This is a genomic window from Corallococcus exercitus (assembly GCF_042231735.1).
Taxonomy (GTDB): domain Bacteria; phylum Myxococcota; class Myxococcia; order Myxococcales; family Myxococcaceae; genus Corallococcus; species Corallococcus exercitus_B.
This window is the reverse complement of sequence record NZ_CP102577.1, coordinates 6,398,546-6,418,344: the sequence shown is the minus strand read 5'-3', so window position 1 is coordinate 6,418,344 and position 19,799 is coordinate 6,398,546. Positions and strand designations below refer to the sequence as shown.

The window sequence follows — 19,799 nt, the reverse complement described above, 5'->3', positions numbered from 1 at the left end:
CGTCCGGTCGTATCAGGGGGAAGCCCGGAGACGGTGGGCTATCCTCCCGGGGAGACGCTTCGCTTCACGCGAACAGGGAAGGGCGGGACATGCAGGCGGACGCGGTGGATGTCGTGTTGCGGGAGCGCTTTGGCTTGGAGGCCTTCCGGCCGGGACAGCGTGAGGTCCTCACGGCGCTGTTGAAGCCCCAGGGCTCCGCGCTCGCGGTGTTCCCCACGGGCGGCGGCAAGTCGCTGTGCTACCAGCTGCCCGCGCTGCTCCTCGACGGGCTCACGGTGGTGGTGTCACCGCTCATCGCGTTGATGAAGGATCAGATCGACGCGCTGGAGCGGCGGGGCATCCGCGCCGCGCGACTGGATTCCTCACTGTCACTGGAGGAGTCGCGCGAAGTGACGGAGTCCCTACGCGACGGGACCCTCAAGCTCCTCTACGTGGCCCCGGAGCGCTTCAACAACGAGCGCTTCATGGGGCTCCTGAGCGAGCTTCAAATCTCCCTCTTCGCGGTGGACGAAGCGCACTGCGTCTCTGAGTGGGGCCACAACTTCCGGCCGGACTACCTCAAGCTGGCGCAGGCGGCCCGCACGCTCCGGGCCGAGCGCATCCTGGCGCTCACCGCCACCGCCACGCCGCAGGTGGTGCACGACATCTGCGAGGGCTTCGGCATCCCGGAGTCGCACGCGGTCGTCACCGGCTTCTACCGGAACAACCTCACGCTGGAGACCACGCCCACGGGGCCGGAGGTGCGCGACGCCCTGCTGGTGGAGCGGCTCAAGTCGCGCCCGCCCGGCTCCACCATCGTCTACGTGACGCTGCAGAAGACCGCGGAGCGCGTGGCGGCGCTCCTGAGCGCGGAGGGCCTGCCCGCGAGCGCCTATCACGCGGGCCTCGAGTCCGAGGAGCGCGAGCGGGTGCAGGAGGCGTGGACCCACTCGGCGAAGGGCATCGTCGTGGCGACCATCGCGTTCGGAATGGGCATCGACAAGGCGGACGTGCGCGCCGTGTATCACTACAACCTGCCCAAGGGCCTGGAGAGCTACAGCCAGGAGATCGGCCGCGCGGGCCGTGACGGCAAGTCCTCCGTGGTGGAGCTGCTCGCGTGTCCGGACGACGTGCCCACGCTGGAGAACTTCGCGCTCGGGGACACGCCGCTGCCGGAGGCGCTGAGCGCACTGGTGAAGGAGTTGTTGTCCTCGGGGCCTGAGTTGCACCTGGACATGTACGCGCTGGGCAACCGCCACGACCTGCGGCCCCTGGTGCTGCGCACGGCGCTGACGTACCTGGAGCTGGAGGGCGTGCTGCGCCAGGGCACGCCGTTCTACGCGGGCTACAAGGTGCAGCCGGCGGGTTCGGTGGAAGCGCTCATCGGGAAGTTCCAGGGGGAGCGCGCGCGCTTCGTGAAGGACCTGTTCGCGCACGCGAAGAAGGGCCGCACCTGGTACACGTTCGACGTCGCCGAGGTCGCGAAGGCGTTGGAGCAGCCGCGAGACCGGGTGGTGAAGGCGCTCGACTACTTCCAGGAGCAGGGCTGGGCCGAGGTCCAGGTGGCCGAGCCGCGCCAGCGCTACACGCGGCTGCGGGAGCACGAGGACGCGAAGGCGCTCGTGGCCCTGTTGCAGGAGCGCTTCCAGAAGCGCGAGGTCCAGGAGGTGTCACGGGTGCGCGACGTGCTCCGGCTGGTCACGCACGACGGCTGCCAGAGCAATGCGCTGGTGGCCCACTTCGGCGAGCAGCGCGAAGCCCCCTGCGGCCACTGCACCTTCTGTCGCACGGGCGTGGCGCGCGTGCTGCCGCCACCGCACCCCCGGCCGGACCTGCGTGAACAGCTGGACGTGGCCACGTTCAAGACCCTCGTCGCGAAGCACCCGGAGGCGCTGGGGCACCCGAGACAGGCGGCCCGTTTCCTCTGCGGCCTGAGCAGTCCGGCACTGTCCAAGGCGAAGCTCACCGGGCACAAGCTCTTCGGCACCCTGGCCGAGTGGCCGTTCACCCAGGTGCTGGCGTTCTGCGAAGCCCGGCCGAGCCGCTAGACTCCCACACCGTGCGCTACGAGCTTCACGACAGCCGCGTCCTCACCTGGTCCCTGGAGACGCACGTCACCACGCACTGCAACCTGCGCTGCGCGCAGTGCTGCCCGCTGTCGCCGCACCTGCCGGCTTGGGCCGTGTCTCCCCAGGCGCTGGCCGAGGACCTGCGCCGGCTCTCCCGCGTGCTCAAGCCCAACGTCTTCAAGCTCACCGGCGGTGAGCCCTTCCTCCACCCGGACCTGCCCGCCGTGCTGGACGTGGTGCGCGCCTCCGGACTCACCGAGCAGGTCTCCGTCACCACCAACGGCTTCCTCGCCCAGAGCGCTCCGGACGCCGTGTACGAACGGCTCGACCGGATGACGCTGTCGTTCTACACGTCCGCGCCCCTGCCGGAGCGCTCCATCGCGCGCATCACCGAGCGCTGCGACCGGCACGGCGTCCACCTCACGGTGAAGGCCATCGACCGCTTCCAGCGCATCACCCCGGACGCGCCGCTCGCGTCCGACGCGGAGGTGCACGACGTCTTCGCGCAGTGCTGGCTCAAGCAGCGCTGCCATCTGGTCCACCGGGGCCGCTTCTACACCTGCACCCGGCCGCCCCACGTCGCCACCGTCCTCGCCGCGGAGCACCCGCACCTGCCCGCGCTCGCCGAGCACGACGGCGTGCCGCTCGATGACCCCGACCTGCTCACGCGCCTGCTGGCCTACCTGGAACGCGACACGCCGCTGGCCACCTGCCGCCACTGCCTGGGGTCCAGCGGCCCCTGGGAACCCCATGCGCAGCTGCCTCGCGCTCGCGCCGCTTCCTGATCAGGGCGGTGCCTGCACGGGCAGCTCCACGGTGAAGACGGAGCCCTGGCCCAGGCGGCTCTCCACGCGCACCGTGCCGCCCATGGCCTCCACCAGCGTGCGGGTGATGTAGAGGCCCAGCCCCAGGCCGCCGTAGTGCCGCCCGCTCACCGCGCGCTCGAAGCGGCCGAAGAGGCGCGGCAGCGAGTCCTCCGCGATGCCGATGCCCTGGTCCCGCACCGTCAGCACCGCCCTGCCTTCGCGCGTCTCCAGGCGGACGTGGATGGGACGCCCCTGGCCGTACTTGATGGCGTTGTCCACCAGGTTCACCACCACCTGCTCCAGGCGCGCCCGGTCCCACACGCCCATCACCCCTGCGTCCTCGCACTCCAGCTGGAGCACGGAGCCGGCGCGCGCGGCGGGGCCTTCGTAGGAGGCCACCACGTCGCGCACCAGCTCCGCCAGGTCCACCGGCGTCGGCTCCAGGGACATCCGCCCGGCCGCGATGCGCGACACGTCCAGCAGGTCGTTCACCAGCTCCGCCAGCTTCTTCAGCTGCCGCGAGCCGACGTCCAGGTAGTTCTCCACCAGCTCGCGCCGCACCGGGCCCGGGGTGCGGTCCAGCTCGCGCCGCAGCGCCTGGAGCTTGAGGTTGAGCGGCGTGAGCGGCGTCTTCAGCTCGTGGCTCGCGATGGACAGGAACTCGTCGCGCAGGCGCACCGCTTCGCGCGCCTCGTGGTACAGCCGCGCGTTCTCCATGGACAGCGCGGCACGGTTGGCCAGCTCCTGGAGGTAGGGCAGGTCCGCGGCCGTGTAGCCGCGGCCGGACCTCCAGGTGGTGCCGAAGCTGAGGATGCCCAGCGGCCGCTCCCCGGCCACCATGGGCACCATCGCGACGGAGCGCAGGTGCAGCTTGCGGAATACCTCCAGCCGCGCGGGGTCGCTCGTCAGCTGCCGCAAGCCCTCCTCGGTGACGTCCTCGATGAAGAAGGGCTGGCCCCGCAGCAGCAGCGGCATGGCGCCCCCCAGCGACGGGGCGACGGCCTCGTACGGGGCCGGGGCCCACAGCTGCTCACGCAGCTCCGCGGGTTCGCCGGGCGCGTGCGCGACCTCCAGCCGCTGGAAGCTGCCGTCCCCCATCGTCATGTCGACGATGCACCAGTCCGCCACGGTGGGGACCGCCAGGCGCACCACGTTGCTCAGCGTGGCCTTGGAGTCCAGCGACGTGGCCAGGAAGGAGCTGGCCCCCGCCAGCAGGCGCAGGTGCTCCTCGTTGTGCGACAGCTCGCGCGCCAGCCGCTCCGCCCGCGCGCGGGCGCGCACCAGGTCCGTCACGTCGAAGGCGAAGCCCGCGACGCCGTCCACCTGCCCCCGGACGTCGTGCGTGGGGGTGTACGTGACGTCGAAGATGTACTCGCGGATGGAGCCGTCCGGCTGCGGCAGCTTGAGGGGCACCTCCCGGCCCATGAAGGGCTCGCCCGTCGTGTAGACGCGGTCGAGCATCTGGGCCACGCGCTCGGCCTCCTCCTTCGGGCCCACCTCGCGCGCGGGCAGGCCCAGGAGCCGCTCCGGGTTGCCCAGCATCGCGGTGTTGAGGGGGTTGGACAGCTCGATGATGTGCTGGGGGCCTCGGAAGATGACCAGGTGCGCGGGCGCGAGCATGAACAGCTCCCGCAGCCGCGCGCGTTCGTACTCGGCGGCGGCGCGGGCCGCGCGCTCGCGCTCCAGCAGGTCCGCGCGCTCCGCGTTGGCCCGGCGCAGGCGCACGTTGAGGGTCGTCACGAACAGCGACAGCGCCAGGAAGAGGGCCAGCGCGACCAGGTTGCCAGGCACCACGTGCCAGGCGCCCAGGGGCTCCAGGAAGAAGTAGTGCACCGTGAGGAGCGACAGTCCGGTGGCCAGCAGCCCCGGTCCCCAGCCTCCGCGCCAGCTGGCGAACATCACCGCCGCGAAGAAGGCGAGGAACGGGCTGCTGGCCATGAAGGGCCACAGCGTCCGCTGGAGGAGGAAGCCCACCACGACGCTCGTCACCGCCAGCCCGTAGCGCAGCAGGGCGGAGCCCTCCTCCTTCCGGTCTCCCGCTGGAGGCTCCGGAGGCGCGAGCGACGGCCGGGGCGCCGGTGATGGCTGCTCGGGATGCGAGGGGACGGGGACGGTCATGGGCTCGGGGGGCTGCCTGGCCTCGGGCCGGTGCTCAGCGTGCCTCCTGGGGGGTGTTGCGCTGGAGGAGGCCCTGCATGGTGGTGGGGTAGCGCTCGCCCGCGGCCACGCCCGGCGGCGCGATGGCCTCGATGTCCGCCAGGTCCTGCTCCGTCAGCTTCACGTCCAGGGCGCCCAGGTTGTCGTCCAGGTACTTGCGGCGCTTGGTGCCGGGGATGGGGACCAGGTCCTCGCCGCGCGACAGCACCCAGGCGAGCGCGAGCTGCGCGGGCGTGCACTGCTTCTTGCGCGCGAGCCGGTCGATGTGCTCCACCAGCTGGAGGTTGCGCTGGAAGTTCTCCCCCTGGAAGCGGGGCGAGTGGCGGCGGTAGTCGTCCTCCGGCAGGTCCTCGATGCGCTTGAACTGGCCGGTGAGGAAGCCGCGGCCCAGCGGGCTGTAGGGCACGAAGCCCACGCCCAGCTCGCGGCACGTCTGGAGGACGCCGTCCTCCGGGTCGCGGCTCCACAGCGAGTACTCCGACTGGAGCGCGGTGATGGGGTGCACGGCGCACGCGCGGCGCAGCGTCTCCGAGTTCACCTCGGACAGCCCCAGGAAGCGCACCTTGCCGGCCTTCACCAGCTCCGCCATCGCGCCCACGGTGTCCTCGATGGGCGTCTTCGGATCCACGCGGTGCAGGTAGTACAGGTCGATGACGTCCATGCCCAGGCGCTTGAGGCTCGCGTCGCACGCCTGCTTCACGTACTCCGGCCGGCCGTTGACGCCGCGCGCCTGGGGATTCGCCGGGTCGCGCACGAGGCCGAACTTCGTGGCCAGGACGATGCGCTGGCGGTGGGGCCCGAGCACGCGGCCCACCAGCTCCTCGTTGCGTCCGGGGCCGTAGGCGTCCGCCGTGTCGAAGAAGGTGATGCCCCGCTCCAGCGCGTGGAGCAGCGTGGCCTCCGACTCCGCGTCGTCGCGGCCCGAGTAGAAGTCCGACATGCCCATGCAGCCCAGGCCCAGCGCCGAAACCGTGAGGCCCTGCCTGCCCAGCTTCCGAGTCTTCATCTGTCCTCCATGCGGGTGCGACGTCTCTGGGAGAATCTTCATGCAAGGCGTGGGAATCCAGGGCAAACGGCAGGGCGAAGGCCCGGCTCACCCAGAGGGCGCCAGCTCGCAACGGAAGGGGAGCGGCTTGGCGACCGGCGACAGTCCTTCCGCGCCACGCGCCTCCACCACCGGATCCGACCAGCCCAGGTTGCGCAGCGCCGCATGGAGCCGCTCGCACAGCGGGGCCACGCTGTCCGGGGGCGCGCCGGCGAGCTCCAGCGTGAAGCGCTCGCGCGTCACCTGCGTCAGCCGGAACGCGCGCAGCGGGTGGTGCTTGAACACCCACGCCAGGGACCACGCGTCCACCGCGCGTCCGCCGGGCGTGTGGAACGCACAGGCCCCGCGTCCCCCGAAGCCCGTCAGCGTCCAGCCGTGGAAGCCGCAGGCGCACGCGTCGCGCCGCACGGTGCCCGTGTCTCCGGGCCGGTAGCGCAACAGCGGCAGCACGCTGGGCCGCAGCCGCGTCACCACCACCTCGTCCCCGTCCGGCTCCAGCCAGACGTCCGGCGTGAGCACGTGGAAGCGGCCCCGGTTCGCGTCCTCCAGGCACTCCCACGCGAGCGGCCCCGTCTCCGTGGCGGCGTAGTAGTTGAGGACCGGCACGCCGCGCTCCTGCGTCCATGCGTCGCGCAGCGCCCGCGGCAGGTGCTGCGCGGAGGTGAGCACCAGCCGGGGCGAGGGCACCTCCGGGTGCGCGAGCAGCCAGCGCAGCCCTTCCGGGTCGGAGAAGACGACCGCGGCCTTCACCCGTCGCAGGCGCGCCACGGCGTCGTCGCGCAGCACGGAGACGCGGTGCAGGGCCCCGTCGTGGAACAGCGGCAGGCGCACGGAGTACTCCAGCCCGCCCGGCAGCGCGTCCAGCAACACCACGCGGGGACGCGGCGGGGGCACGGTGTTGGTGCGCTCGGTGAAGAAGCGCAGCACGGCCCACATGAGCAGGCAGTCGCGCCGGTCACGCAGCACGTTGACCGGGTCCCCGGTGGTGCCGGAGCTCTTCACCACCACGCACTCGTCGGACGCGGCGGGCAGCGTGGGCACGTCCTCCCAGTGGCGCGCGAGCGTGGCGCGGTCCAGCGCGGGAAAATGCCGCAGGTCCTCCAGCCGCCGCAGGTCCCCCGGGTGCAGGCCCGACTCGCGCAGCACGCGCACGTAGTAGGGCGAACCGAACAGCGCCTCACGGAAGGCCGGCAGGTGCGCCTCCAGCTCCGCGCGGGCGGCGGCTTCGTCCACCGTGGCCGCGTGCCGGGCGAGGCCCGCCGCCACGTCCAGCGCCCACGGCAGGTGCGGGCGCTGCGTGTGGCTGTCGCGGCGGATGCGCGCCCTGGGGGCGACCCCGAGCGTCACTCGCGCCAGCCCCGGGCCTCGGCGTCCTTGCGCTGGGCCTCCTCGAGCATCTTCTGGCGCCGGTCCGCCTCCTGCTTGCGCACCGCCTCCACCTTGCGCAGGTCCGCCGTGGCCTGCCGGTAGTCCAGGTCCCTGAGGTGGCGCTTGGACTCGGCCTCCGTCTCACCCTCGATGTCCGCGCCCAGGGCCGCCAGCCACTTGCGCAGGAACTCCTCCTGGCGGAAGGCGTTGGAGCGCACCATCTCCGCGGTGAGCGGATGCACCTCCTCGAAGAACTGCTGGAGGCGCGCCTGCGGCGTGCGGTCCGGCGTGAGGTAGAGCACCGTCTTCTTGCGCAGGTCCGAGGACACCAGCACGTGCGCGAGCATGCCCACCTGCTCGCGGAACAGCGGGTTCTTCACGCGCTGCTCCAGCTTCGCCCACTCGGCCTGGGACGGGGGACGCTGGCTGGCCAGACGGAAGGTGTCGCAGACGATGGCCACCGCCAGGTCGTGCGGATACGGCGACACGATGGGCGTGGCCGCCAGCTGCTCACGGAGGTGGGGAATCGAGACCGCCATCATTTCTCCAACAGGGCATCGGCCAGTGCCGCGGCGGCACGGCCAAAGTCAGACATCCATTGCACGGTCGCCAGCCGGAAGCGCGGGCTGCCCAGCACCGGCGCCAGCACCGGCCGGGCGGAGGCTGTATCCGGCAGCGCGAGGAAGGCCACCACCCGGCGCGAACGGTTCATCCCACGGATGAAGCGCGGCAGCGCGTCCTCCTGCCCCATGTTGTACAGGAAGTCGCTGTCGGAGATGACGACGCGCAGCGCGTCCGGCCGCTCCACGGACAGCGCTTCCATCACGTCCACCGGGAACCACGTCCCCCCGCCGATGTATTGCAGGAAGAAGTCGCGCGCCGTCTCCTCGTCGTACATCCACGGGGACACGATGGGGTGGTCCGCGGAGTAGATGATGCCGCGCACCGTGGCGCCCTTGCGCAGCGCGGAGGCGGACAGCACCTGCGCGGCCAGCGTCATCGCGTTGAGGTCCTGCTGCGGGTTGGGCATGGAGCCGCTGGTGTCCAGATAGATTTCCAGCGCGGGCACGCCCAGGTCCGACGGCGGCGGCAGGTCCGCCTCCAGCTCGCGGCGCAGCGGGTTCACGGCGGCCAGCGGGCCCTGTGAAATCACCGTGAGCGTCCAGTCGATGGTGGACGGGTCGTCGCCGTACTCCCACGCCTCCGGAATCGTGCGCAGGTAGGGCTCCGGCTTCGAAGGGGAGGCGGGCAGCTTCAGGATGTACTGATCCACGAGCCGCCGGTAGTACCGGCCCACCAGCGCGCGTCGCAGCCTGCCGCCTTCGTCGCCGGGCACGTGCGCCGTCGCGCGGCGGATGGTCTCCAGCGGACTGGACTCCTGCGTGTCGTGCGAGTCGTCCAGCCAGCCGTTCGCGCGGGCCTCCTTCAGCGCGTCCGCCCACCGGCCGCCGGACTGCACCGCCGCGTCCAGGTCGCCTTCGTCCGGGATGCCCAGGTCGCCGGCCAGCGGGATGCAGAAGGCCACTTCGGAGGGCAGGTCGATGAAGCGGATGAACGCGGCGCAGAAGTAGAGGAATTGCAGCCGCCCGTCGTGCAGCGCGTAGAACGTCTGCGCGAACATGCGCGCCTGGGCGCGGAAGCCCGGGTAGGCCTCCTCCAGCCGCGTCAGCATGGCCTCGGGCACCAGGTGCCCGGGCTGCTTGCGCCACAGCTCTTCGTAGATGGCCAGGTAGAAGCAGAACAGCGGCGACGTCCCGCCCGTGTCCTCGTCCTTCTGGGGCTTCTTCTTGTTCTTCTTGCGCCCGTCGGGCGTGCGCAGGAAGCCCTGGTACACCGCGCACAGCGCATCCGCGTGGGTGCGCCCCACGAACTCGTTCACCTGGAGGTCGAAGAACAGGTTGGTGAGGGACTGACCCAGGCCGGGGATGAGCCGCTGCTCCAGCACGCGCAGCTCCGCGTCCCACCCCAGCGTGTGCGGGAAGCGGACGTGGTGGCCAATCTCGTGGGCCAGCACGGCGGTGAGGCTGTGGCGCGCGCCCATGCGGGCCAGCAGGTCGAAGTGGACGAACACCTGCCGGCGCACCAGGTCGATGTACGCGAGCGGTTCGTTCGTCCCGACCCTCTCGGAGTCGAAGGGCTGGTGCGGTTCGGGCGGGCTCAGCTGCACGTGCACGTCCCACAGCGCCAGCGCGTCGCGCCAGCACCGCTCCACCTCCTCCGGCGTGAAGGCCGCGCCCGCGCTCATGCCGGCAGGATGACCGCCAGCCACTGGGACGTGTGCATCGTGGCCACCGCGCGCCATTCGTTGTGGTGGGTGCTGTACCAGTCCCCCGCGCGCGGGTCGCGCTGCGCCAGCGAGGTGAGCGCCTTGGAGGGCTTGCCCGTGGAGGGCTCCAGCCGCTCGTTGCAGCCCATGGGCCCCAGCAGCACGGGCTTCTTCACCAGCCACACGCCCTGCGTGGCCGCGTCGCGTCCGCCCGCGGCGGTGGCGCGGTGCCGGTCGTGCACGCAGACGACGGCGGGCGCGAGGAAGTGCATCTCCCCGGGCATGAAGCGCGCGTCCTCCTGCGACAGGTCCACCCACTGCGCGGTGGAGGTGTCGCCCAGCGTCTGGCCCGGCGGCTCCATCGCCTCGTTGGCGATGGCGTGCAGGTGGCCCTCCAGGTCCTCCAGCGATTTCAGGTTCGCGCCCAGGCGGCAGAACAGCCGCTGCACCCAGGGCGGCGCGGACTCCAGGTTCTCGCTGAGGTTCCACATGCGCGCGAGCGCCTGGGGCTGCTCCTCCTGCCGCAGGTCCGGCAACAGGTTGGGCAGCAGCTCCTGCCACGCCAGCGTGAAGAAGTTCTGCCGCCCGGAGGACAGCGGGTACAGGTAGCCCAGCCCGATGCCCTCCGCGCCCAGGCGCAGGTAGTTGCGCAGGACCTCCTCTCCCGCCGCGGCGTCCCCGCTGGCGAGCCCCTGCCCCATGCGGACCACCGGGCCGTTGAGGAACGCGCTCCACAGCGCGCGGTCCCAGCGCACGAAGCGGCTGCGTGCTTCCTTCTCCAGATCGTCGACGAACTCGCTCATGGCTGCCCCTGACCGCCCGGGTTCTCCTTCAGCCACGTCGCGTAGTTGCGGTAGCGGCTGTAGAGGGACTTCAAGTGGATGAGGTCCTCGTACACCGGACCGGACAGCTCCTGGCGGGTCATCAGGTCGTTCATCAGCGCGGTGACGGAGGACAGGCGCTTCTCCGTGGTGCGCAGGTCCACGCCGGACAGGCCCAGGTCCAGCTCGGCGCGCAGCTGGGAGACCTTCTGGCGCACGGGCGCGTGCGTGCCGTAGCGGGCCATGGCCATGTCGAACATGTTGCGGATCCACGCCACGCGGTCCTGGAGCAGCAGCTTGTTGCCCTTGGCCTCGAAGAAGGGGCTGCGCGCGTTGGGGGTGAGCTTCTCGTGCAGCACCCAGGGGATGATCTGCCGGAAGTCCTCCAGCTCCACCACGCGGTGGCCGCGGAAGAACGCGAGCGCCTTCGCGAAGTGGAGGATGGTCTGGTACGCGCGCACGCTGGTGCCGTTCTCCGTCTGCGTGCAGAGGTGCACCTTCTTGTCCAAGGGGCACTGCTCGTTGCACACGGCGGACACGGTCTGTCCGGCGAGCTTCAGCGTGTCCTTGTGCTTGAACTCGAAGCGCGGGGACGCCATGCGGCAGAAGTCCAGCTGGCCCAGGAAGAAGGCCACGCGCTCCAGGGCGCCCTTGGGCACCTCCACGGCGAGGATGGCGTTGTAGGCCTTCTCCAGCTCGCCCGGGGTGAAGACGATGTCCTTGGGGAGCAGCTCCTCCGGGGACTTGTCGGACTCGATGCGCTGGAGCAGCGTGTCCACGAAGCCGGAGTTGAAGGGCACGGCGCGCACGACGACGTCCAGGCGGTCCTTGAGCGCCTCGATGACCTGGAAGGTGCCGCCGCCCTGGTCGTCGTTGGCGGTGAGGAACCAGGACGAGCGGCCGGTGTAGACGTACTGGTCCATCATCTCCGCGTAGCCCTCGCCCAGCAGCGACAGCAGGGCGGACTGGGTCTTCGTGGGGATGCGGTTGTACTCGTCGACAATCTTCACGCGCTGGCCGATCCACTTGCGCCAGCTGACCTTCACGGCGGACAGGTCCTCCGCCTTGAGCATGTCGGAGGGCAGGGGCGCGCCGAGCAGGTCCGCGATGGACAGCTGCGGGTGGCCGCGCTGGATGCCCCGGTGCACGTCCTCGCGGCCCATGCCGGAGAGCAGCGCCATGAGGATGGCGGACGTCGTCTTGCCGCGGCCCGGACCGCCGACGAGCAGGGCGCGGCGGCAGGTGAACAGGGTGAGCAGCGGGATGAGGACGAAGGAGCTGTAGCTCATGTCCTCCGGGAGGTGGACCTCGTCGCCCGCGGTGTTCTTGAGGGCGGCGGTGCCGCCGAACTCGATGTCGTAGTACGGGCAGATGACGGCGTTGTTGGTGATCCACCAATACGCCTGCCGCATCTTGTCGTGGAGGCTGCCGCCGTCGCGCTCGGAGAGATGGACGCTGAGGCCCTTGTCCGCCGACGCGCGCCCGGTGAGCAGGCGCGAGACCCAATCCTGGTTGGCCATGGAGGGTGGGGAGTGTAGCAGCGGGCAAGCATCTGGCGGAGCCCCTCCGGGGACCCGCTAGGCTGGGGGGGATGAAGACGGCCTCCTGGCGGTTCGTGACGGTGCTGGTCCTGGGTGGGCTGCTCTGCTCCTGCGCGTCCGTGCCGAAGCCCGCTGCTCCCCAGCGCGAGCCCGTGGCCGCGCGGCTCCAGCGGGCGGTGATCCACGCCCTGGAGAAGAAGTCGGACCTGGCGCACGCGGCAGTCGACGGGGTGCTGGAAGAGGCTCCGTTGAGCCGGTCGGCGTGGATCCTCCGGGCCTGCCTGTTCCTGGAGGAGGGCCAGCTGGACGCGGCGGCCCGAGCGGTGGCGCACCTTCGGACGCTGGCGCCCGGGGATCCGGAGCCCCGCGTGCTGGAAGCCCTCATCGACCGGCGCCGGTTGAGGCCCCAGGGAAGCTGGCTGGAGGCCATGCGGCAGGCGTGGTTCGACGCGGGACGCCCGAGCCTCTTCTACGACGGCGATCGCGAGGAGCTCGAGCCCGGGATTCAGGACGTCATCGCCATCGTCTGGGGACGGACCGAGGACGTGGAGAACCGGTTCCTCGCCATGCTGATGGGAGAGGCTTCCGAAGCGCAGGAGCAGTGGATGATGGACCACCTCTCCGGACTGCGGGACCCGGTCCTGAAGCTCGCCGCGTTCGAATACTTCCACCGGGCCCTCGGCACGCGGGAGATGGCGGCGGCGCGCAAGCGGGGAAGGGACCTGTTGAGGCCGGAGATGGCGTCACTGGCCACCGGGTTGAATCGTTCCGACCTGCCGCTGTTGCTGCTGCTGGGGGAGACCTCCGTGGAGGCGCCGCTCACGCGCGAGGAGTTGCGGGAGCTGGAGCGGATCGCGGAGCTGCCGCGCTACCGGGACACGCGCATCGCCCGGCTGGGCGACGAGGCGCAGTGGCGGCTGGAGCCCCTGGGGGTCCGCCATCCGGACTGGAGCTTCTACTGGGCGGCCATGGGGACGCGGCTCATGGACGCTTCCTGGCAGCTGCATTACCGGCTGAGGGTGCCGCAGGAGCAGCTGACGCCCGAGGAGCGGATCCGGCTGGGACAGGCCGTGTGGAAGCTGGGCGGGCGCATCACGGAAGGGGGGACCTCCGTTGAGTGGCTGATGGGCCACAGGTTGATGGAGCAGGGGGCCCTGTTGACCGGAGACGAAGCCGGACGTGCGTTGGCTGCGGCGGAGGTCCAACGGAACCTGATGGCGGGAGTGGCGGCCACCCTGTTCCGGTTCAGGCTGTGGCCTCTTCCCTCCTTCCAGCGCGAGTGGCTGGACGCGAACCTGGAGGATGAAGAGCGCCTCCTGGAGACCTTCGTCGCGCGCTGAGTGGTGGAGACTGGATGGGGCCCCCCTCCATTCAGGCCTCCGAAAGTGGGCGGTATGGACGGGATGCGCTAAGTGTCGGGGCATGCTCCGAGAGCTTCACCTTCAGGGGGTCGGCCCCGCGCCTCGCCTGGACGTCGAGTTCGCACCCCGGTTGAACGTCCTCACGGGCGACAACGGGTTGGGCAAGAGCTTCCTGCTGGATGTGGCGTGGTGGAGCCTGACGGGGACCTGGCCTGGCCTGCCCGCGTGGCCCCATCGTGGCGCGAAGCGGCGTCAGATTGGCTGGACCCTGACGGGCAAGACGCAGCGGGCGTCGAACAAGACGAGCCATTTCGATCCGGAACGGCAGCTATGGCCCTGGTCCGAAGGGCGCCCGAGCATGCCGGGCCTGACTGTCTATGCCCGCGTCGATGGAAGCTTCTCCGTGTGGGATCCCGCGCGGAACTACTGGCACAAGACATCCCGCTCGGATCCGGACCTGCCGCGCAGACCCGATGCCTTCCACTTCTCTCCCCAGGACCTGTGGGAGGGGCTGAAGTACGAAGGGAAGACAGTCTGTAACGGGCTCGTCCGGGACTGGTTGACCTGGCAGTTGCAGGACGATGGCTCGGCGCACTCACCGTTCCAGATGCTGAAGCGCGCGCTGGAGCAGCTCTCCCCCAGGGATGAGCCGATCCGCCCTGGAAGGCCCACGCGGCTGGCCGTGGAAGACGTCCAGAACTACCCGACCATCGACATGCCGTACGGCACCATTCCGGTGGTGCACGCCTCCGCGGGAATGCGGCGCATCCTCGGGCTGGCCTATCTCGTCGTCTGGGCGTGGCATGAGCATCTCCAGGCCTCGGAGTTCCTGGGGAGGCCTCAAGACCCCCGCTTCATCCTGTTGGTGGACGAGGTGGAGACCCATCTTCATCCGCTCTGGCAGCGCCGCATCGTGGGGTCGCTCATCCAGGTCATCGACGGCCTCGCACCCGAGACCTCCGTCCAGACGTTCCTGACGACCCACTCTCCCCTGGTCCTGGCCTCGCTGGAGCCATTCTTCGACGATGAACAGGATGCCCTCTTCCTCTTCCAGCTCGAAGAGGGGCAGGTGCGCCTGCGCCATCTCCCCTGGGCGAAGCACGGAGATGCGAATGACTGGCTGACGTCCCCTGTCATGGGGCTGGCCCAGGCGCGAGCTTGGGAGGCTGAACGCGCGGTGGAGGCCGCGGAGGCCTACATGCGAGGGGAGCGCAAGGGCGTGGGGACGCTGAAGGAGATCGACGCCGAACTGCGGCGCCTGCTCCCGGAGCAGGACCCCTTCTGGCCCCGGTGGATCGTCGCTCGCGATGGAGGAGGCGACCGTGATCCGGTGCGTTCCCGGAAGAGAGCCTGAGGACTTCGACTCCCGGGTGAGAAAGCCTGGACGTCTGTGGTTGCGCCGCAACTCGAAGGTCCCCGGCCGGCCGCCCGCGTACTGGAGGCACTGCACTGCTCAACTCGCGGAGGCCTTCTCCGAGCGATGTGCGTACACCGCGATGTACCTGGGCTCACCCGGCACGGTCGACCATTTCGTCTCCGTCGACGAGGACCGGCGGCTTGCCTACGAGTGGACCAACTTCCGGTATGCCGCTGGATGGCTCAACAGCCGGAAGCAGGCCCTGGTCTCCACGCGCCTGCTGGATCCCTGCGCCATCCAGGATGATTGGTTCGCGCTTCTCCTTCCATCGCTTCAGCTCCAGGTGACAGAACGCTGCCCGCCTCGACTGCGGAAGCGGGCCGCCGAGACACTCCGCCTGCTGGGGCTGGACCATGATGAGCGGGTGGTCCGGTATCGGAGGCAGTGGCTGAAGAAGTATGAGCAGCGGCGTGTGACGCTCGACTACCTGGAGGACAAGGCTCCCCTGGTGGGTCGCGCGGTACGTGCCTGGGAGTCACGTGAAGGCCGCCGGTGGTCCGTGGGCAGCAACCAGATGGACCGCTCTCATGTGGAGGTGTCACCTGCCACTCGGAGGCGGAGCTCTCCTTCCGGAGGCAGCAGGAAGAAGGCGTAGACTGCGCGGATGATTTCTCCTCGGCGGTCCCTGTCCCTGCTGGCCCTGGGAGTGCTCCTCACCGGAGCAGCTCCTGCTCCCTCCGTGACAGAGGCGCCCCGGAAGTCCGTCGCGGACCGGATCCGCGATTCCGCGAGTCATGCTCGGAAGGGGGCGCTGGCCGAGGCGGGACAGGAGGCCGGCGCGGCCTTGAAGGAAGCGCCGAAGACCCCAGGAGCCTTGATGGTCCAGGCCTGCGTGCTGCTGGAGCAAGGCGCCCTGGACGCGGCGGCCCAGACCGTGGTCCGGTTGCGCGAGGCGGCCCCCGAGCAGGCGGAAGGCCGTGTCCTCGAAGCACTCGTCCGGCTGCGCCGGGCGAATCCGGCGGGGGGATGGCGCGAGGCCTTCATCGCCGCATGGCTCGAGGCGGGACGTCCGGACTTCGGGATGGATCCGCTCCTGCCGGAGGAGACGCCTGGTTGGGGTCCGGAGGCCATCCGTGCGGTGTGGACTGGCACCCAGGCTCCGGACACACGGCTTCTGGCCGCGTTGATGGGGGGACCCTCGCAGGAGCAGCAGCGATGGGTCGCGCGTCACCTTTCCGAGGTAGCGGATCCCGACATGCTGCGTGCGATCCTCGAGACCTTCCACAGCGAAGTCATGGATGAAACGGCGCGGCGGCAGATCCAGGCCTCGCTGCGGGAACGGCTGACCCCGCTCGCCGCCGAGTCCAAGGAATCGCAGCTGCCATTGCTCATGCTCCTGGAGCAGACGTCACAGGAGGCACCGCTCACGAAGGAGGAGCTTCAGGCGCTGGAGCGGATCGCCGCCCTGCCCAGGTACCGGACCACCTCCTTTGCCCGGCTGTATGCGGATGCGGAGCGGCGCCTGAAGGTGGCGGGAATCCAGGCGCCGGTCGAAGGCGCCTTCATGGCCGCGGTAGGCGAGTTGGCGCTGGTGGGCCCCATGGTCCTGTTCAAGCGGGTGAAAGCCACGACGGAGCTGCCAGAGAAGGACCGGATCCGGCTGGGACGCGCCCTGTGGACCCTGGGTGAACGCATCGCTGAAGGAAACACCCTGATCGAGCGACTGGCGGGCCTGCGCCAGATGGAGCAGGCCGCCGGGTTGCTGCCAGACTTCGAGGCGAAGCGCGCGCAGGTGGCCGCGGACCTCGCCAGGGGCCGGGCGATGGTCGTCGCGTCCAATCAGATTCATCTCGGTGGGTGGCCCCTTCCCTCGCTCCATCGCGACTGGCTGAAGGCCTCGCTGGACAACGAGTGGACGCACCTGAGCGCCCTCGTCGCGCCCTGACGCGAGGCCTCACCTCAGAGCGTCACCAGCCCCATCCGCGCCGCGCGCACCACCGCTTCGGTGCGGCGCTGCACGCCCAGCTTGGCCAGCACCGCGTTGACGTGGAACTTCGCGGTGTGCTCGCTGATGGCGAGCCGGTCCGCGATGGCCTTGTTCGACAGGCCCTCCGCCAGGAGCCCCAGCACCTCGCGCTCGCGCGGCGTCAGCGTGTCCGGCCCCGGCGCTCCCGTCGGCGCCGTGCTCCTTGGCGCGGCTCGCACTTGAGAAAGGCCCGGCTCGAACACCGTGAGGCCTCGCGCGACCGCGTGCAGCGCGGCGCCCAGCATCCCCGGCGCCACGTCGCGGAACAGCAGGCCCCTCGCGCCCGCGCCCAGCGCCAGCTCTCCCGCCGCCTCGTCCGCCACCAGCGCCAGCACCGGCGCGCCCAGGTCCGGCGCCGCGCCTTCCTCCAGCCTCAGGCCCGTGTCCCAGAGCACCACGTCGGGCGGCTCGCCCCGCGTCGCCTCCAGCTCCACCTGCGTGCCCGCCGCCACCACCGTCCAGGCCTCCGCCTGGTCGCTCAGCGCCCGTGCGAGCGCACCCCGGGCCAGGGGGTCCTCGGAGACGAGCGCGAGCCTGGGCGATGACGAGGGCGCATCCAACATGGGCCCCTCATCCCTAACCGCCCCCGCCGGGTTCGCCACACCGCACGGCGCCAGGACGCCTTTGCTTCCCTCTGGGAGCCGCTCCTGTGAAGAATCGTGAAGTCCTCCTGGGAGGGGCACGCATGGCGGTCCGGACAGCGCGGTGGTGGGTGGTGGGGCTGCTCCTCGCGGGCAGCGTCCAGGCAGCGACGGCCCCCTACGCGAAGCGCGGCGACGAAATCGTCAACCTCGTGCGCACCCGCTTCTTCGACGCGGCGAAGGGCGCCGCCTGGGCCGACGCGCACCAGGGCTACGCCGCCGACGCGAAGGACGTGGAGGACTTCACCCGGCGCACGAACGCGGCGCTCGCGGAGCTGAAGGTCTCGCACACGGCCTACTACCCGAAGGAGAGCCCCGACCACGCGGCGGTGACCTCCATCTTCGAGGTCTTCCTCAAGCAACAGAACCTACAGGCCACCGGCATCGGCGTGGACGTGCGGGAGACCCCGGAGGGCTTCTTCGTCCGCCACGTCTTCGCGGACGGCCCTGGCGCGAAGGCGGGCCTCTTGCGCGGGGACCGGCTCGTCACCGTGGAGGGCAGGCCCTTCCATCCCTGGCACGCCTTCACGAACCGCGCGGGCCGCGCCACCCGCCTCACCGTGGAGCGCGTGAAGGGCGCCGAGCCCCTGTCGCTCACCGTCACGCCCCGTCGCATGAACCCGCGCAAGGAATGGCTCGCGGTCCAGAAGGCCAGCGGGCAGGTCGTGGAGCGCCAGGGCCGCCGCGTCGCCTACCAGCACCTCTACGCGTGCGCGGGCCAGGAGTTCCAGCAGGCCCTGGAGGAGGCACTCCAGGACGCCTTCGCGGACGCGGACGCGCTCGTCATCGACTTCCGCGACGGCTGGGGCGGCTGCAGCCCGGCCTTCATCAACCTCTTCAACCCCCAGGTCTCCCTCCTCCTCAACATCAGCCGCGATGGCAAGACGCACCCCTATGCGCCGTCATGGCGCAAGCCGGTGGTGCTGCTCGTCAACGGCAACTCGCGCAGCGGCAAGGAGCTGGTGGCCTTCGCGATGAAGCGCCACCGGCTGGCGACGCTCGTGGGCGAGCGGACCGCGGGCGCGGTGCTGGCCGGCGGTCCCCAGAAGCTGGCCAACGGGGACCTGCTCTACCTCGCCGTCATGGACGTGACGGTGGACGGCGAGCGCATCGAAGGCGTGGGCGTCCCGGTGGACGTGGAGGTCCCGGACGCGCTGCCGTACGCGGCCGGCGCGGATCCGCAGAAGGAGAAGGCGCTCGACGTGGCCGCCTCCCAGGTGAAGGGCTGAAGCGTCAGCGCAGCGTGACGCCGTGCCCCGGCGCGTCCGGGTCCAACGTCAGCCGCGCGCCCGCGTACGTCCCGCCACCCTGGAACGGGTGGCTCGCGATGAACAGCGGCGTGTCCAGGTCCGCGTAGGTGAAGCCGCCCAGCCCCGCCGCCAGGTGCGCGGACGCGCTCATCGCGAGCACGCTCTCCACCATGCCGCCCACCATCAGCTCCAGCCCCGCGGCCCGGGCGAGGCTCCACATCGTCACCGCCTCCACCATCCCGCACTTCATCGTCTTGATGTTGATGCCGTGGCAGGCGTTCTCCCGGATGAGCCGCAGCACGTCCTTCACCGAGCGCGCCGACTCGTCCGCGCACACCGGCACCTTCGAGCGGCGCGTCACCTCCGCGAGCCCCGCGAAGTCGGAGGGCGGCACCGGCTGCTCGAACAGCGCCAGCGGCACCTCCGCGCGCTCCAGCTCCTTGAGGAACGCCAGCGCCTCCGCCACGTCGTAGCCCCCGTTCGCGTCCGCGAAGAGGCGCGCCTTCGGGGCCTCCTGGTGGATGGCCACCAGCCGCGCCGCGTCCGCGTCCGGTGACAGCGCGCCGACCTTCACCTTCAGCGTGTCGATGCCCCGCCCCAGGATGGCCCGCGTGGACGCCACCGCGTGCGCCACGTCCCCGGCCGTGACCGTCATGTCGATGTCCAGCGCCATCCCCGCCCCGCCGAAGAAGGCGTGCAGCGGGATGCGGTGGTGCCGCGTGAGCGCGTCCAAGAGCGCCATCTCCACGCCACACCGCGCGGAAGGCGCCAGCGCGAGCGCATCCCCCAGCGCCTCCGACGCCGGCCGCCACGCCTGGACGTCGCGGCCCACCAGCAGCCCGCGCACCGGCTCCAGCGCGGCGAGCGTGCTGGCTTGCGTCTCCCCGCTCACCGCGGTGAAGGGCGCCGCTTCCCCCAGCCCCACCGTGCCGTCCGCGAGGGTGATTCGCACGAGCACGTTCTCCGCCGCGTGCTGCGCGCCGGTGGCGATGGCGAAGGGCTCCGTCAGGGGCAGGTGCAGGGCTTCGAACGCGACGTGCGTGATGAGGGTAGGGCGCATGGCGGGACGAGTGTGGCCGACCTCCCCATCGATGGGTCGGTCCTTCTGACTC

General features: G+C 70.8%; 16 protein-coding genes. 7 read left to right on the top strand and 9 right to left on the bottom strand.

The features are described 5' to 3' along the window. Positions 1-89 precede the first annotated feature (89 nt). Positions 90-2,027 (top strand): RecQ family ATP-dependent DNA helicase, encoded by a 1,938-nt coding sequence (locus tag NR792_RS25445; protein WP_375755280.1) that lies wholly within the window; start codon positions 90-92, stop codon positions 2,025-2,027. A gap of 11 nt (positions 2,028-2,038) precedes the next feature. Further along, positions 2,039-2,833: a radical SAM protein gene (locus NR792_RS25440; protein WP_375755279.1), complete on the top strand. Its 795-nt coding sequence runs from the start codon at positions 2,039-2,041 to the stop codon at positions 2,831-2,833. Here NR792_RS25440 and NR792_RS25435 read toward each other — a convergent pair whose 3' ends face one another. The 7 genes from NR792_RS25435 to NR792_RS25405 all read right to left on the bottom strand — a co-directional run bounded on the left by NR792_RS25435 (position 2,834) and on the right by NR792_RS25405 (position 12,031). Beyond that, complete coding sequence (locus tag NR792_RS25435; protein ID WP_375755278.1) at positions 2,834-4,972, bottom strand: ATP-binding protein; 2,139 nt, start codon at positions 4,970-4,972, stop codon at positions 2,834-2,836. It lies immediately after the preceding gene. A 34-nt stretch (positions 4,973-5,006) separates the two neighbouring features. Next, complete coding sequence (locus NR792_RS25430) at positions 5,007-6,017, bottom strand: aldo/keto reductase (protein ID WP_375755277.1); 1,011 nt, start codon at positions 6,015-6,017, stop codon at positions 5,007-5,009. A gap of 87 nt (positions 6,018-6,104) precedes the next feature. Further along, positions 6,105-7,403, bottom strand: a complete 1,299-nt coding sequence (locus NR792_RS25425; RefSeq protein WP_375755276.1) for an AMP-binding protein — start codon at positions 7,401-7,403, stop codon at positions 6,105-6,107. Continuing rightward, complete coding sequence (locus NR792_RS25420) at positions 7,400-7,963, bottom strand: hypothetical protein (protein WP_375755275.1); 564 nt, start codon at positions 7,961-7,963, stop codon at positions 7,400-7,402. The genes NR792_RS25425 and NR792_RS25420 overlap by 4 nt, the downstream gene beginning before the upstream one ends. Continuing rightward, positions 7,963-9,669 (bottom strand): M48 family metalloprotease, encoded by a 1,707-nt coding sequence (locus NR792_RS25415; protein ID WP_375755274.1) that lies wholly within the window; start codon positions 9,667-9,669, stop codon positions 7,963-7,965. Before NR792_RS25415 ends, NR792_RS25420 begins: the two co-directional genes overlap by 1 nt. Further along, on the bottom strand, positions 9,666-10,493 hold the full coding sequence (locus NR792_RS25410; RefSeq protein ID WP_375755273.1) for a hypothetical protein: 828 nt from the start codon (positions 10,491-10,493) through the stop codon (positions 9,666-9,668). Before NR792_RS25410 ends, NR792_RS25415 begins: the two co-directional genes overlap by 4 nt. Further along, a complete protein-coding gene (locus tag NR792_RS25405; RefSeq protein WP_375755272.1) occupies positions 10,490-12,031 on the bottom strand; it encodes an AAA family ATPase in 1,542 nt (513 codons plus the stop codon). Before NR792_RS25405 ends, NR792_RS25410 begins: the two co-directional genes overlap by 4 nt. A 71-nt stretch (positions 12,032-12,102) precedes the next feature. Here NR792_RS25405 and NR792_RS25400 point away from each other — a divergent pair, with 71 nt between their 5' ends. From NR792_RS25400 to NR792_RS25385, 4 genes are all read left to right on the top strand, one after another. Continuing rightward, positions 12,103-13,392 carry a tetratricopeptide repeat protein gene (locus NR792_RS25400; RefSeq protein ID WP_375755271.1) on the top strand — a complete coding sequence of 430 codons (1,290 nt, stop codon included), beginning with the start codon at positions 12,103-12,105 and terminating at the stop codon, positions 13,390-13,392. A gap of 82 nt (positions 13,393-13,474) precedes the next feature. Next, positions 13,475-14,767, top strand: a complete 1,293-nt coding sequence (locus NR792_RS25395; RefSeq protein ID WP_375755269.1) for an AAA family ATPase — start codon at positions 13,475-13,477, stop codon at positions 14,765-14,767. Positions 14,768-14,807: 40 nt separating this feature from the next. Further along, positions 14,808-15,425 carry a hypothetical protein gene (locus tag NR792_RS25390; protein WP_375755267.1) on the top strand — a complete coding sequence of 206 codons (618 nt, stop codon included), beginning with the start codon at positions 14,808-14,810 and terminating at the stop codon, positions 15,423-15,425. 189 nt (positions 15,426-15,614) lie between these two features. Further along, on the top strand, positions 15,615-16,715 hold the full coding sequence (locus NR792_RS25385) for a hypothetical protein (protein WP_375755266.1): 1,101 nt from the start codon (positions 15,615-15,617) through the stop codon (positions 16,713-16,715). Positions 16,716-16,729: 14 nt separating this feature from the next. Here the strand turns inward: NR792_RS25385 and NR792_RS25380 are convergent, their stop codons facing one another. Beyond that, a complete protein-coding gene (locus NR792_RS25380) occupies positions 16,730-17,359 on the bottom strand; it encodes a LuxR C-terminal-related transcriptional regulator (protein WP_375755265.1) in 630 nt (209 codons plus the stop codon). 122 nt (positions 17,360-17,481) lie between these two features. Between NR792_RS25380 and NR792_RS25375 the strand changes: the two genes are divergently transcribed. After that, the gene (locus tag NR792_RS25375) at positions 17,482-18,666 is read left to right on the top strand and encodes a S41 family peptidase (RefSeq protein ID WP_375755264.1); all 1,185 of its coding nucleotides are present in this window, start codon (positions 17,482-17,484) and stop codon (positions 18,664-18,666) included. Positions 18,667-18,670: 4 nt separating this feature from the next. Here the strand turns inward: NR792_RS25375 and NR792_RS25370 are convergent, their stop codons facing one another. Next, positions 18,671-19,747, bottom strand: a complete 1,077-nt coding sequence (locus NR792_RS25370) for a dipeptide epimerase (RefSeq protein WP_375755263.1) — start codon at positions 19,745-19,747, stop codon at positions 18,671-18,673. Positions 19,748-19,799 lie beyond the last annotated feature (52 nt).

Bases quoted from the DNA above. Each gene is read 5' to 3' on its own strand.
- NR792_RS25430 (WP_375755277.1), bottom strand. From the start codon at position 6,017: ATGAAGACTCGGAAGCTGGGCAGGCAGGGCCTCACGGTTTCGGCGCTG.
- NR792_RS25420 (WP_375755275.1), bottom strand. From the start codon at position 7,963: ATGGCGGTCTCGATTCCCCACCTCCGTGAGCAGCTGGCGGCCACGCCC.
- NR792_RS25405 (WP_375755272.1), bottom strand. From the start codon at position 12,031: ATGGCCAACCAGGATTGGGTCTCGCGCCTGCTCACCGGGCGCGCGTCG.
- NR792_RS25380 (WP_375755265.1), bottom strand. From the start codon at position 17,359: ATGTTGGATGCGCCCTCGTCATCGCCCAGGCTCGCGCTCGTCTCCGAG.
- NR792_RS25435 (WP_375755278.1), bottom strand. From the start codon at position 4,972: ATGACCGTCCCCGTCCCCTCGCATCCCGAGCAGCCATCACCGGCGCCC.
- NR792_RS25415 (WP_375755274.1), bottom strand. From the start codon at position 9,669: ATGAGCGCGGGCGCGGCCTTCACGCCGGAGGAGGTGGAGCGGTGCTGG.
- NR792_RS25400 (WP_375755271.1), top strand. From the start codon at position 12,103: ATGAAGACGGCCTCCTGGCGGTTCGTGACGGTGCTGGTCCTGGGTGGG.
- NR792_RS25410 (WP_375755273.1), bottom strand. From the start codon at position 10,493: ATGAGCGAGTTCGTCGACGATCTGGAGAAGGAAGCACGCAGCCGCTTC.
- NR792_RS25375 (WP_375755264.1), top strand. From the start codon at position 17,482: ATGGCGGTCCGGACAGCGCGGTGGTGGGTGGTGGGGCTGCTCCTCGCG.
- NR792_RS25395 (WP_375755269.1), top strand. From the start codon at position 13,475: ATGCTCCGAGAGCTTCACCTTCAGGGGGTCGGCCCCGCGCCTCGCCTG.
- NR792_RS25370 (WP_375755263.1), bottom strand. From the start codon at position 19,747: ATGCGCCCTACCCTCATCACGCACGTCGCGTTCGAAGCCCTGCACCTG.
- NR792_RS25445 (WP_375755280.1), top strand. From the start codon at position 90: ATGCAGGCGGACGCGGTGGATGTCGTGTTGCGGGAGCGCTTTGGCTTG.